This window comes from Mycobacterium sp. TH-M11, assembly GCF_057473725.1.
The window spans coordinates 1-13,302 of the sequence record NZ_JBYCLD010000374.1; the positions used below are offsets into that span (position 1 = coordinate 1).

Here is a 13,302-nt window from a genome sequence, read left to right on the forward strand (position 1 = left end):
ACCTTGCGCCGGTCGCTGGCGCTGCCGCCGTAGACCTCGACGTCGTCGATCGACGCGCTGGCGCCGACCGGCAGGCGAATCTCGACGGAACCGAATCGCATGTCGAGTTCGATGACGACCACCGGTCCGGCGAATCTGGCCTTGACCAGGTCCAGTTCCACCGAGCCCAGGCGGCGCACCAGCGCCAGCCGGGTGGGCACCGTCCATTCACCGTGTCGCTTGAGCGATCCGGCCCAGCCCCGCAACTCGACGCGGTCGGCGGCGGAGGTGACAATCGAGCCAGGCCCGGGCAGGTCGCCCACCAACCTGTCCAGTTCGTTGCGGGTGCGGGCATACGACACGTGCGTGGACCGCTCTTCGAACTCGGTGATGTCGATCAATCCGAGGGCGACCGCGTTGTGCAGGCGCCGCAGCGTGCCGTTGCGATCGGCATCGGAGACGCGCAGTTCGGACAGTTCGTCTGGACGTGTCATGGCCTACTCAATCTACCGCCGCCGGTCGCCGACCAGGAGCGTCGCACGGCCATCACGCCCAGCCGTCGAGTTGATGCCAAAAGTATGCAATCAAGTTTCATACGAACCAGTAAGCGAGAACCTCTGGCATCACGACGCGCCACTTTAATGGCTAATGTATTTGATCATTGTTTACGCATACGTTGTTATTAGTTTCGGCATCAAAATCACTGTTGGCGCTTCTCAGAAAGAACGTCCTGATTACCGGATTTTATATCCAGAATACCGAACATTTCCTCGGATTGCTGAGAGCGGAGATCGCATTTACGAACGCCGCCGCCAACAGCCAAGCCTGCGGCACACCTCGCTGAGCTGGCCTTTTCCGGTCACGACGCTCCTTCGGCAACTAGTCGACGCGCCGCCGAATTCAGATAGCTAACCCGCGGGAACGCCCTCGAACTGCCAGTAAGCGGAGGCTTAACGCGGCGACAGGTGCGCCTGAGCTTTTCATGGGAGGTTTGCTTAACAAAAGCAACGCTTTGTTATAGGATCGTGTCCGTCGGACGGCTCGTCCGCCATGAGGGGGAAAGTGAGACTCATGTGCGAGCCAACGGCTGCGGGGAGGCAACCCCACAATCCACCAGAAGACACACCTAGATAGGAGACTCGCACATGAGTCAGAAATATGTTACCGCCATCGGCGCAGCGCTAGGGGGCGCAGCAGTGGCCGCGTTCGTGGGCATGGGCACCGCAAATGCCGACACGCCCGTCGTCGACTCGTACGCCGACGGCAGCGCCGTGGCCAGCGCCGGGGACACGTTCAAGCCTAACGATGCGTACGACATGCTGTTCGGCTCCCAAGGCACTCAGGGCATCGACAATGCCGCTCTGGACCTGTCGGATGCGCAATCTAACCTGACCGGTTACGAGTCGTTCACCACCGACGTCGTCACGTTCGAGCAGACCGCGGGTGACCACGGGCTGGAGAACCTGGTCAACGCGATCGACCCCAGCGCGTTCTACGAGCAGACGACAGCCGGAGTCACCGGCACTATCACCGACGGCGCCGGCGCGTACCTGGTTCCGGACACCGCCCTGGGCTACCTGGCCACCGGCCTGGACTACGGCCTGCTCACCCCGACGGGTCTGGACTACGTGCTGACCCCGCTGATCGACCTGCTGACGGGCGCGCCGTTCGCCTGATCCGGCTGCTTGATCCACCTCGTTGAGGTGGCGGTCTGAACCGGTGGGGATGGGGGTATTCCCCACCGGTTCAGGCACCAGATCGCCTTCGTCGAGCCGCGGTGGTCACGCTTGTTCGGCGAGCAAACCCTGTCGCCCGGTCGCCCCTCGCGGCCGGGCGACGGCTTTGTCTGAAGCATGAACGCGTTCGTACTGCCAACCACCGCCGGCGACGAATCACGACGCGGCAAGACCGTGGCCTCAGTGCGCGCGATCTGCTTCACCTGGCCTGCTGCCAGCGCCGCGGTGTCACCCGAATCAAGACGTTCGACCAGACGCTGGAAAGCGCGTTCAGCTCCTAAGCCAAATAGCCTGGCGGCATCGAGTCGAAGAAGAACTTGGTCATCCGCACCGCGTACTCCGAACTGCCTCCCCCGACGATCAACGACGCGAAGGCCAGATCGCCGCGGTAACCCGCGAACCAGGCATGCGAACCACCGGGAAATTCGGCCTCACCGGTCTTTGCGTACACCTCGCCACAGCCGGCGATCTCCTTGCCGGTGCCGTTGGTCACCACCAGCCGCATCATCGGCCGGAGCCCTTCGATCATCTTCTCGGTGATCGGCGAGCTGTCGCCGGTGACAGTCGTCGGCCGCCCCTCGATCAGCCTGGGTACCGGCGTCTTTCCGGCAGCCACCGTTGCCGCGACCATCGCCATGCCGAACGGCGACGCCAGCACCTTGCCCTGGCCGAACCCGTCTTCGGTGCGCTCGGCCAAGTCGACTGTCGGCGGCACCGATCCGGTGACCGTGTTGATGCCGTCGATCTGATAGTCCAGCCCCATGCCGTATTGGTTGGCGGCCTGCGTCAGACCGCGCGGCGGCATCTGGCTGGCCAATTCGGCGAAGGTGGTGTTGCACGAACTGGCGAATGCGCGCGACATCGGGACCACACCCAGATCGAATCCGCCGTAGTTGGGAACAACACGCTGCCCGATATCCACGTGTCCAGGGCAGCCCAAAAGCGTATTGGGACTTGCCATGTCACGCTCGAGCGCCGCGCCCGCGGTGACCATCTTGAACGTCGATCCGGGCGGGTAGAGGCCAGTGGTGGCGAGCGGACCGATCGCGTCGGCCGCGGCATTCTGGGCGACCGCAAGGATTTCCCCCGTCGAGGGCTTGATCACCACGATCATCGCCTGCCGACCCTGGTTGTCCACCGCGTGCTGGGCGGCGTTCTGCACGACCCGGTCCAGGCTGATCGACACCGACGGCGCCGGTGCCGGCGGAACCTCCTGCAGCACAGCCAGATCGACATTGTTCTGGTTGATGCTGACCACCCGCCAGCCGGCCTGGCCGTCGAGTTGCTCGATCACCGACTTCTTCACCTGGTTGATCAGCGCGGGGGCGAAGTGGTAGTCGGTCGGCAGCAACTCGGCCTGCGGCGTGATCACCACTCCCGGCAGGGTCCCGATGGCCGAAGCGACGCGGTTGTTGTCGTCGGTGCGCAACGTGATCAGATCGACCGGCTTGCCGGTGCCGCTGGCCTGCTCGGCCAGGCGCTGAGGATCGTTGATCGTGTCGTCGAAGGGGTGCAGCGCGTCGACCACCGAGCGGGCGGAGCTGATCAGGAACGCGCCGGCTTTGGACGCATCCAGCGTGTAGTGGTAGAGGTAGCCGGGCGCCAACACGTCGGTGCCGCCGACTTCGTTGACCGAGGCTCGCTTCGGCGGATCGGCCCGCAAGGCCAGCGTCTGATGCTCACCGAGGCGCGGATGCAAGTCGGTGCTGCTCCAGCGGACCTGCCAACGGCCTTCATAGCGAGCCATTTTCAGCTTTCCGTCATACGTCCACATCCTGCCCTTGGGCAGATGCCAGGTATAGCGGTAGCTGACCGAGCCGGTGTCCTCGCTGTACTTCGAACCGGTGACCTGAGCGTCCAGATGGCTGGCCTGCAGCCCCGACCACGCCGCATTGAGCGCTTCGCGCGCATCGCGGGGATCGTCACTGAGATCCGCGGCCGCCCCGGTGTCGCCGTTGGCCAACGCGGCGAAGAATTTCTGCGCCGCAGGCGCGGGTCCTTCCTGTTTCGGGGTGCAGGCCGAAACCGCGGTCGTCGAGACCAGCGCCACCACAGCGGCTGTGGCAGCTGATGCCAGTGTGATTTTTGTTGCCATTGTGGCTGATGTTAGAACCAGGATCGCTCGACCGGTGGCGACACACCGAGACGGAATCGTTACGCACGCGGCCACCGGAACATTTGGCGCCGAGATCGACGTTTCGCAGCACAACTGCGAACTGAGACGTCTTTCGGCCAGGAAACGGTGTAGCGTAAAGGGTGCTGGTATTCCCAGCCCACCCGGAATGGCTCAGCTTCTTACGCTGATCTGCCTGAGCACCGCTCACGCCGGACACATCGTTTCACCGTTCAACGGGGATAGTTTTGAATGCTCCATCATTAGATCAGCCGTTAATCGCACCCTTTGGGATACAGCACTTTTCGTACATCCCCAACTTTGGCATCCTCGGCACCTACCCGCCGACACCATGCGGCCTGGCGACCTTCAGCGCGGCCCTGGCAGCCGGGCTGGCAGCCAAAGGCGCCGACATCAATGTCGTGCGCATCGCCGACGGTGATGTCTCTGCGGCGCCCCACATCGCCGGCGAGCTCGTCAACGGCTCGGCTTCGTCCGTCGCGGCAACCTGCGAACTCCTCAACCGCAGCGATGTCGCCGTCATTCAGCACGAATACGGCATCTACGGCGGTCCCGACGGCGACGAAGTCGTCCAGATCATGGCCGGATTGCGCGTCCCGTCGATCGTCATCGTTCACACGGTGCTCAAAGATCCGACACCGCACCAACGTTCGGTGCTCGAATCGATGATGGCATTGGCCGATCAGGTGGTTGTGATGTCGGAGGTGGCCCACCAACGCCTGTGCGAAGGATTCGCCGTCGAGCGCCACAAGGTAGCCACCATCCCGCACGGCGCGGCACTGCCCAGCGCCACCGGCGTGCAGCGTCCCGACCGGCCGACCATGTTGACCTGGGGCCTGCTGGGACCGGGCAAGGGCATCGAGCGCGTCATCGACGCCATGGCTTCGCTGAAGCACCTGCCCAACCCGCCGCGGTACGTCATCGCCGGCCGCACCCACCCCAAAGTCGTCGCCGCGCAGGGGGAAAGGTATCGCGAAGCTCTGGTGGCGCGGGCGGACCGCCTCGGCGTCGCCGATTCGGTGTCCTTCGACGCGGTGTACCGCACCCCCAAAGAGCTCACCGCGCTCATCCAGACGGCCACCGTCGTCGTCCTGCCCTACGATTCGAAGGACCAGGTCACCTCCGGCGTGCTGGCCGATTCACTTGCAAGCGGCCGACCTATCGTCGCCACCGCTTTCCCCCACGCGGTCGAACTCCTCGGCAGCGGCGCGGGCTACGTCGTCCCTCACGACGATCCGGACGCGCTGGTCGCAGCGTTGCGCCGGCTGTTGACCGACCCGCACGTCGCCGACTCCATGGCCGCCGAAGCCCGCGGCCTGGCCCCGACGATCGCCTGGCCCGTCGTCGCCAACGCCTACGTCGGCATTGCGCAACAGCTGCTGTCCACTCAATCGGCACTGAGGTGACCGCCGCCGCCGCGCCGAGCCCGGTGTTCGCGCACCTGCTGCGAATGACAGACCACCGCGCCACCTTCGAGCACGCCTGTATGACCGAGCCCCGCCGTGAGCACGGGTACTGCACCGACGACATGGCCAGGGTGCTCGTCGTCACCACTCGCGAGGCCGACCCGCCGGGCGCCGTGAAAGGCCTCGCCGGCAAGGCCCTGCAGTTCTTGAACGACGCGCAGACCTACGACGGCCTGTGCCGCAACCGGATGAACCGCGCCGGAGTGTGGACCGACCAGCCCACCACGGACGACCACTGGGGACGCTGCATCTGGGGGCTCGGCACCGCCGCCGCGCACAGCGGCGTCAGCGTCGTGCGCCGACTGGCCGTGATCCAGTTCGAGCGCGCCGCCAAGGCCCGCTCGCCGTGGCCGCGGGCGATGGCGTTCGCCGCCGTCGGCGCCGCCGAACTGCTCAGCTTCGAGCCTGGCAATTCCGCGGCCCTGCGACTGCTCGCCGACTACGCGGCCAACGTCGCGCGACCCGAGACCAACTCCGACTGGCCGTGGCCCGAGCCACGGCTCACCTACGCGAATGCGATTCTCCCCGAGGCGATGATCGCTGCCGGCGTCGCGCTGAGCGACCCGGACTTAAAACAGCGTGGCCTGGACCTGCTGGAGTGGCTGCTCGACTGCGAGACGATTGACGGCCACCTGTCGCCCACCCGCGTGGGCGGGCGGGGGCCGCAGGACAGCCGGCCCGCCTTCGACCAGCAGCCGATCGAGGTGTCCACCCTTGCCGACGCCTGCGCACGCGCCGCGGCCGCCGATCCGCGGACCCTTTGGCCGGAGGGGATCCGGGCGTCCGTCGGCTGGTTCCAGGGCGCCAACGACTCGGGGTTGCTCATGTGGGACACACAGACCGGTGGTGGTTTCGACGGGTTGCTCGCCGACGGCGTCAACCTCAATCAGGGCGCCGAATCGACCCTTGCGGTGATCTCCACCTTGCAGCACGCGCAGCGTTTTTCGCTGGTCCCAGAATGACTTTGACGAGCAGTGGGCTGGTCACCCGCGAGCCGGTGCGGGTCGCGGCCAATCCGGCGCGGGTGATCAACCGGCTCTTCGTGCCCGGCCTGGAGGGCTTCGAGCTCCAGGAGTCCCGGGCGGGCGTGGTGCTCAAGCGCATCCTCGCCCTGACCGACGATGACGTTCGCTCTTCCCTGGACGACGTCATCATCCGCTTCGACGGACGCCACCGTGACCTGGTGGGCACGTTCCGTCGGCACGCCCATGAGCTCGCCGACCGCCTAGATCCCGACATGCACCTCTCCGATGCGCGAATGCTGCTGCTGGGAGCAACCTTTACCAGCGAGTACGCCATCGAGGGCGCGGCGCTGTGCAACCCCAGCATGGTGGCCCACCCCGACCAGACCGGCGCAGCGGCGGGCAGCCTGCGATTCGTGATGAGCGTGCGGGGCATCGGGGAAGGACACCGCTCGTCGATCGGGTTCCGCACCGGCGTCGTCGACGCCGCAGGCCGGGTCACGATCGACGAGCCAGCCCGCTTCGCCACCACCGGAAGCGTGTCGAGGGCGCTGCTCGAGGCCGCGGTGTTCCGCGGCGAACTCGGCGGCATCGGCAATGCCGACGAGGCCGCGAACTACGTCTTCGATGCGCTCGGCGACCGCTTCTCCGCATCCGACCTCGACGCGCGGCTCGATGATCTGCGGGCCCACCTGAGCACCCGCGGTCACGGGGAGCGCGCGGTCGCGCTGATCCGCGCGATCGCGGCACGGCACTACGGCGTCGAATTTCCCGGCGACGTATCGGTTTCCGAACGCGTGCTGTGGCCGTCGACGGAGGCCGAGCAAGCCGGCATGGAGGACGCCCGTTTCGTCCGCTTCGTCGACGACGACGGCTCGGTCACCTACTACGCCACCTACACGGCGTACAGCGGATCCCACATCAGCCAACAACTGCTCGAGACGAAGGACTTCCGGTCCTTCACCTCCGGCCCGCTCGTCGGGAAAGCCGCGGCCAACAAGGGTTTGGCCTTGTTCCCCCGACGAATACACGCCCGCTACGCCGCCATGTCGCGATCGGACCGCGAGACCAACACCGTCGCCTTCGCCGACCATCGTGCGGTCTGGACGAGCGCATCGCCCTGCCAGCAGCCGGCCGAGGCATGGGAAGCGTTACAACTCGGAAATTGCGGCCCGCCAATCGAAACCGAGGCAGGGTGGTTGGTGCTCACCCACGGCGTCGGACCCATGCGCACATATAGCATCGGCGCGATCCTGCTAGACCTCGACGATCCGACCCGGGTGCTCGGCCGGCTGCGGCGCCCACTGCTGCGCCCCGCCCACGACGAACAAAACGGCTACGTGCCCAACGTCGTCTACTCCTGCGGCGCGCTCGTGCACGCCGACACCCTGGTGATCCCCTACGGGATCGCCGACGGCGCCATTGGCTTCGCCACCGCGCCGCTCCCGCAGCTACTGACCACGCTCGTTCGGCAACCAGATCGCCCGAGCTGAGGACGCCGTCCGCGCGACGCGAAGCTCAAGCCGACGCGCTTCAGTCCAGCAGGACGGTGGCGAAGGTGCCGACTTCGACGAAACCGATGCGGTCATAGGTCGCCCGGGCGACGGTGTTGAAGTCGTTGACGTACAGGCTGGCGACCCGACCGGTGCCGACGACCACAGCGGCCAGCGTCGCAGTGCCCGCAGTACCCAGCCCCCGGCCCCGCCACTCCGGATGCACCCAGACGCCCTGGATCTGGCTGACCGCCGGCGACTGCGATCCGACCTCGGCCTTGAAGATCACCTCGCCGTTGTCGAAGCGGGCCCACGCCCGTCCGGCCGCGATCAGGCCGGCGACCCGGTTGCGATAACCACGCCCGCCGTCCCCGAGTCGCGGGTCGACCCCAACCTCGCCGATGAACATGTCGATGGCCGCTACCAAGTAGGTGTCGAGCTCGTCCGGCTTGACCTGCCGCACACCAGGATCGATCGCGCAGGTCGGCATCGTGGTCAGCGCCATCAGCGGCTGATGCTCGCGCACATCGCGGGCCGGCCCCCACACCGGCTCCAGACGCTGCCACATCGGCATCACCAACTCCGCGCGGCCGACCAGCGACGAACAGCGTCGCGATCCCGTCAGCGCCGCATCGGCGAACGCGTGAAGATCCTCGCGGCGCCCACGCAACGGGATCAGGTTGCCACCCGCGTAACACAGCGACTCGTCGGGCCCCCGGCGCGTCCACAACTCGCCACCGATCGAGTTGGGATCCATGCCATAGTCGGCGACTCGCGCGGCAACCATGCACGAGCCGACCGGGTCGTCGTCGAATACCCGGCGCACCGAGGCGCCGTCACGCACAATCGACACCCGTCGCTCGCTGATCATGCGGCGGATGGGCGGAGCCGACATACTGACTCTTTCTGCGACGAATTGCTCGGCCGGATCAGGCCAACGTCAGCTTACGGTCACAACTGGCGAACCGCTCGACGTTGACCCGTCAGCGCCGATCTCGTTGGCCAATCGCATTGCCTCTTCGATCAATGTCTCGACGATCTGCGCCTCGGGCACGGTCTTGATCACCTCACCCCGGACGAAGATCTGGCCCTTGCCGTTGCCCGAGGCGACGCCGAGGTCGGCCTCGCGGGCCTCCCCCGGCCCGTTGACCACACAGCCCATCACGGCCACCCGCAGCGGCACATCGAGTCCGTCGAGGCCGGCGGTGACTTCGTTGGCCAGTTTGTAGACGTCGACCTGAGCGCGACCGCACGACGGACAGGAGACGATCTCCAGCCCGCGCGGCCGCAGGTTGAGCGACTCGAGAATCTGAGTGCCGACCTTGACTTCCTCGACCGGGGGCGCCGACAGCGACACCCGGATGGTGTCGCCGATGCCCCGAGACAGCAGGGCGCCGAACGCGACCGCGGACTTGATGGTGCCCTGGAAGGCCGGGCCGGCCTCGGTGACACCGAGGTGCAGCGGGTAGTCGCACTTTTCCGCGAGCAACTCGTAGGCCGCGACCATCACCACCGGGTCGTTGTGCTTGACGCTGATCTTGATGTTTCCGAAGCCGTGCTCCTCGAACAGCGAGGCCTCCCACAACGCGGATTCGACCAGCGCTTCGGGGGTCGCCTTGCCGTATTTCTCCATGAAGCGCTTGTCCAGCGATCCGGCGTTGACGCCGATGCGGATCGGAATACCCGCCGCGCCGGCCGCTTTCGCCACCTCCCCGACCCGGCCGTCGAATTCCTTGATGTTGCCCGGGTTCACCCGCACCGCGGCGCAACCGGCCTCGATCGCGGCGAAGATGTACTTCGGCTGGAAGTGGATGTCGGCGATGACCGGAATCTGACTCTTTGTGGCGATTGCGGCGAGCGCGTCGGCGTCTTCCTGACGCGGGCAGGCCACCCGGACGATGTCGCAACCGGTCGCGGTCAACTCGGCGATCTGCTGCAGGGTCGCGTTGACGTCGTGCGTCTTGGTGGTGCACATCGACTGCACCGAAATCGGGTGATCACTGCCAACACCGACATCGCGGACCATCAATTGCCGCGTCTTACGGCGCGGCGCCAGCGTCGGTGCCGGCGCCGCCGGCATACCCAGACCTGTGGTCACTGTGTGCCTTCTCCCACTTGCTTGTGCGCTACTGGAACAGCCGGATCGGGTTGACCACGTCCGCGGTCACCGTCAACAGCATGTAGCCGACCACCAGCACCAGGACGACGTAGGTTGCCGGCATCAGTTTGAGGTAGTTCACCGGCGCCGCTGCGACTTTGCCGCGGGCCGACCGAATCACGTTGCGCAGTTTCTCGTACAGCGCGATGGCGATGTGGCCGCCGTCGAACGGCAGCAATGGCACCAGGTTGATGACGCCCAAGATGAAGTTCAACTGTGCCAGGAAGAGCCAGAACGCCATCCAAACGCCGTGATCCACGGTGTCGCCGCCGATAATGCTCGCGCCGACGACGCTGATCGGGGTGTCCAGGGAGCGCTCGCCGCCCCCGATCGCGTGGATCAGCGCGCCGATCTTCGTCGGAATGGCCACCAGCGACTTGCCCAGCAGCACGGTGAGGTTGCCGGTGAAGCTCAGGGTGCCCGGTATCGCGCTGATCGGGTTGTAGTGCGCGGGCCCGGGCTGCGTGCCGACCACACCCATCACGCCGATGGTCGCGGGCTTCGGCGCGCCGTTCTTGCCGCCGGTGACCCAGCGCTGCCTCTGGACGATGTCGACGTAGCGGGTCATGGTCTGCCCGTCGCGCTTGATCACGACGGGGACAGTGCCGTGCAGCTTCTGCACGACACCGGCCATGTCGGAGAAGTCGGTGACCGGGGTGCCGTTGACCTCGAGCACGACGTCACCGGCGCGGATCCCGGCGGCGGCCGCCGGCCCGTCGCCGGTGCACTTCTCGAAGTCACCTTGCTTGATTTCGCTTGCAGCACAGGATGTTTGGCCGACGACCGCGGTCGGGTGCAGGTTGGGCAGCCCCCAGGTGACGGCGATGGCGTAGATGAGCACAAGGCCGATCACGAAGTTCATGCCCGGGCCGGCGAACAACACCGCGACGCGCTTCCAGGTCTTCTGTTTGTACATCGCGCGCTCGTGTTCGTCGGGCTGGAGTTCTTCGACCGAGGTCATGCCCGCGATGTCGCAGAAACCACCGGCCGGGATGGCTTTGAGTCCGTACTCGGTCTCGCCGCGTCGGGTCGACCACAACGTCGGGCCGAAGCCCACGAAATAGCGCCGCACCTTCATACCGGTGCCCAGGGCGACCCACATGTGGCCGCATTCGTGCAGCGCCACCGAGATGAGAATGGCGAGTGCAAACAGCACGATGCCGATTACGAACATCATCGAACCGGTGAAACCTCCTGTGTGATCACACGCTGTGTCATTGCAATCTGGGCGCGCCCGCGGGCCCAGCGCTGCGCGTCGAGTACGTCTTCCACGGTAGCGGGTTGCGCGGCCCACTGGTCCGCGGCGCTGCAGACCTCGGCGATTGTGTGCACGATGGCCGGAAAACCGATCCGACCGGCCAGGAACGCCTCGGCCGCTTCTTCGTTGGCGGCGTTGTAGACAGCGGTCATGCAGCCGCCCGTCTCACCGGCCTGCCGGGCCAGCGCGACCGCCGGGAACACCTCGTCGTCCAGCGGCTCGAACGTCCACGTAGACGCGGTGGAGAAATCGCACGCCGCAGCCGCGGCGGGCACCCGATCCGGCCAGCCCAGCGCCAGGGCGATCGGCAGTTTCATGTCCGGCGGGCTGGCCTGCGCGATCGTCGAGCCGTCGGTGAAGGTGACCATCGAGTGCACGATCGACTGCGGGTGCACGACGACGTCGATGCGGCGGTAGGCAATGCCGAACAACAGATGCGCTTCGATGAGTTCGAGACCCTTGTTGACCAGCGACGCCGAGTTCAGCGTGTTCATCGGCCCCATCGACCAGGTCGGGTGCGCGCCGGCCTGCTCGGGAGTGACGTCCTCCAGTTGCGTGGCCGACCAGCCGCGAAACGGCCCGCCCGAAGCGGTGAGCACCAGCTTGGCCACCTCATCCGCGGACCCGCCACGCAGGCACTGCGCCAGCGCGGAGTGCTCGGAGTCCACCGGCACGATCTGGCCGGGCTGCGCAGCGGCCAGCACCAGCGGGCCGCCGGCGATCAGCGACTCCTTGTTGGCCAAAGCCAACCGGGCTCCGCAGGCCAGCGCGGTCAGCGTCGGCTGCAGACCGAGCGCCCCGACCAGGGCGTTCAACACGACATCGGCCTGGGTGTTCTCGATCAGCCGGGTCGCCGCCTCGGGGCCTTGATAGGTGACGTCGCCGATCGCCTGCGCAGCGCGCTCGTCGGCGACGGCGAGGTTGGACACTCCGGTCTCGGCGCGCTGCCGGGCCAATAGGCCCGGGTTGCCGCCGCCGGCGGCGAGCCCGACCAGCTCGAAGCGGTCCGGGTTGGCGGCGATGACCTCGAGTGCCTGGGTGCCGATGGAGCCGGTGCTGCCCAGCACCAGCACCCGCAGGCGGCCATTTCCGTCGAGCCTGCGCCCAGCCGCGGTCTCGACGTCGAGCCTGCGGCCAGCCGCGTGCTCGACGCTGTGGGCGAGACCATCGCGAAGGCCGGACACTCCCTCATTGTGCCCCCATTGCCCCCTCATCATGGCGCCGCGCCACCGCCAACCCCGGCGAATGCCGGTATGCCAGAATGACATGGCATAACCGTCCCGACCCATCCCGACCCTAGGAGTTGCCGTGGCCAGCAGCGCGGTGGAGCGCGTCAACACAGTCAACGGCGTCGACGTCGTCGAGGTGCCGTCGGCCGCGTGGGGCTGGAGCAAGGTCAGCCACCGCAACTGGCATGTCTACGGGCTCCTGATGATCGGGTTGCTGGTCGCGTTTCTGCGCGGCAACCACGTCGGCCACGTCGAGGACGTGTGGGTGATCGGCTTCGCGCTGCTGGGCATCTTCATCCTGGTGCGCGACATGTGGGGCCGCCGGCGCGGCTGGATCAAGTAGGCAGCTGCCCGCACTTCATCACCCCGCTTGCGCTCCAGCTACCCGCCTTCAGCGGCCAACTGTCCGCAAGCGGCGGCAATCTCACGGCCGCGGGTATCCCGCACCGTGCAGGCCACTCCGGCCGCGCGAACTCGTCGAACGAATTCCCGCTCAACGGCTTTCGGGCTGGCATCCCATTCGCTGCCCGGTGTCGGGTTCAGCGGGATCAGGTTCACATGAACCAACGGCCCCAGGGCCCGCTGCAGTCGCTTGCCCAGCAGGTCGGCACGCCAGGGCTGGTCGTTGACGTCGCGAATCAGCGCGTACTCCACCGACACGCGCCGGCCGGTCTGCTCGGCGTAATAGTGCGCCGCATCGAGCGCCTCGCCGACCTTCCACCGGTTGTTGACCGGCACCAGCGTGTCGCGCAGCTCGTCGTCGGGGGCGTGCAGCGACAGCGCCAGCGTTACCGCAAGTCCCTCGTCGGCGAGCTTCCGGATCGCCGGCGCCAGTCCGACCGTCGACACCGTCACCGAACGGGCCGAGATCCCGAAGCCGGCCGGCG

At 66.7% G+C, this 13,302-nt stretch carries 11 protein-coding genes and 2 pseudogenes; 6 read left to right on the forward strand and 7 right to left on the reverse strand.

The window, feature by feature from the left end:
• A partial coding sequence (locus tag AC2VOG_RS14875) for a DUF1707 SHOCT-like domain-containing protein (RefSeq protein ID WP_486940653.1) occupies nt 1–473 on the reverse strand: 473 nt, incomplete at its 3' end.
• A 651-nt stretch (nt 474–1,124) separates the two neighbouring features.
• Here AC2VOG_RS14875 and AC2VOG_RS14880 point away from each other — a divergent pair.
• Nucleotides 1,125–1,655 carry a hypothetical protein gene (locus AC2VOG_RS14880; RefSeq protein ID WP_486940654.1) on the forward strand — a complete coding sequence of 177 codons (531 nt, stop codon included), beginning with the start codon at nt 1,125–1,127 and terminating at the stop codon, nt 1,653–1,655.
• Nucleotides 1,656–1,891: 236 nt separating this feature from the next.
• Nucleotides 1,892–1,996 (forward strand): annotated as a pseudogene (locus tag AC2VOG_RS14885) (type II toxin-antitoxin system VapC family toxin); the annotation flags it as partial.
• Here AC2VOG_RS14885 and AC2VOG_RS14890 read toward each other — a convergent pair.
• A complete protein-coding gene (locus AC2VOG_RS14890; RefSeq protein ID WP_486940655.1) occupies nt 1,993–3,810 on the reverse strand; it encodes a penicillin-binding transpeptidase domain-containing protein in 1,818 nt (605 codons plus the stop codon). The pseudogene AC2VOG_RS14885 and the gene AC2VOG_RS14890 overlap by 4 nt on opposite strands.
• A gap of 311 nt (nt 3,811–4,121) precedes the next feature.
• Between AC2VOG_RS14890 and AC2VOG_RS14895 the strand changes: the two genes are divergently transcribed.
• Genes AC2VOG_RS14895 through AC2VOG_RS14905 form a run of 3 tightly spaced genes read left to right on the forward strand, consistent with a single transcriptional unit; the run spans nt 4,122 to nt 7,770 of the window.
• Nucleotides 4,122–5,255, forward strand: a complete 1,134-nt coding sequence (locus AC2VOG_RS14895) for a glycosyltransferase (RefSeq protein WP_486940661.1) — start codon at nt 4,122–4,124, stop codon at nt 5,253–5,255.
• Nucleotides 5,256–5,299: 44 nt separating this feature from the next.
• Complete coding sequence (locus tag AC2VOG_RS14900) at nt 5,300–6,277, forward strand: glycosyltransferase (protein ID WP_486940662.1); 978 nt, start codon at nt 5,300–5,302, stop codon at nt 6,275–6,277.
• Nucleotides 6,274–7,770, forward strand: coding sequence for a glycoside hydrolase family 130 protein (locus tag AC2VOG_RS14905; RefSeq protein ID WP_486940656.1), 1,497 nt, complete (start codon nt 6,274–6,276; stop codon nt 7,768–7,770). The genes AC2VOG_RS14900 and AC2VOG_RS14905 overlap by 4 nt, the downstream gene beginning before the upstream one ends.
• Before the next feature lie 40 nt (nt 7,771–7,810).
• Here the strand turns inward: AC2VOG_RS14905 and AC2VOG_RS14910 are convergent, their stop codons facing one another.
• Genes AC2VOG_RS14910 through dxr form a run of 4 tightly spaced genes read right to left on the reverse strand, consistent with a single transcriptional unit; the run spans nt 7,811 to nt 12,265 of the window.
• On the reverse strand, nt 7,811–8,665 hold the full coding sequence (locus tag AC2VOG_RS14910) for a GNAT family N-acetyltransferase (RefSeq protein ID WP_486940657.1): 855 nt from the start codon (nt 8,663–8,665) through the stop codon (nt 7,811–7,813).
• A 45-nt stretch (nt 8,666–8,710) separates the two neighbouring features.
• Complete coding sequence (ispG, locus tag AC2VOG_RS14915) at nt 8,711–9,868, reverse strand: flavodoxin-dependent (E)-4-hydroxy-3-methylbut-2-enyl-diphosphate synthase (protein ID WP_486940658.1); 1,158 nt, start codon at nt 9,866–9,868, stop codon at nt 8,711–8,713.
• A 28-nt stretch (nt 9,869–9,896) separates the two neighbouring features.
• Entirely contained in the window at nt 9,897–11,105 is a 1,209-nt protein-coding gene (locus AC2VOG_RS14920; RefSeq protein ID WP_486940659.1) for a M50 family metallopeptidase, read from the reverse strand.
• Nucleotides 11,102–12,265 carry a 1-deoxy-D-xylulose-5-phosphate reductoisomerase gene (gene dxr, locus AC2VOG_RS14925; RefSeq protein WP_486940663.1) on the reverse strand — a complete coding sequence of 388 codons (1,164 nt, stop codon included), beginning with the start codon at nt 12,263–12,265 and terminating at the stop codon, nt 11,102–11,104. The genes AC2VOG_RS14920 and dxr overlap by 4 nt, the downstream gene beginning before the upstream one ends.
• Before the next feature lie 229 nt (nt 12,266–12,494).
• Here dxr and AC2VOG_RS14930 point away from each other — a divergent pair, with 229 nt between their 5' ends.
• The gene (locus AC2VOG_RS14930) at nt 12,495–12,758 is read left to right on the forward strand and encodes a DUF2631 domain-containing protein (RefSeq protein ID WP_486940660.1); all 264 of its coding nucleotides are present in this window, start codon (nt 12,495–12,497) and stop codon (nt 12,756–12,758) included.
• 38 nt (nt 12,759–12,796) lie between these two features.
• On the opposite strand, the pseudogene AC2VOG_RS14935 reads toward AC2VOG_RS14930, so the two are convergent.
• Nucleotides 12,797–13,302, reverse strand: a pseudogene (locus AC2VOG_RS14935) (dual-specificity RNA methyltransferase RlmN); the annotation flags it as partial.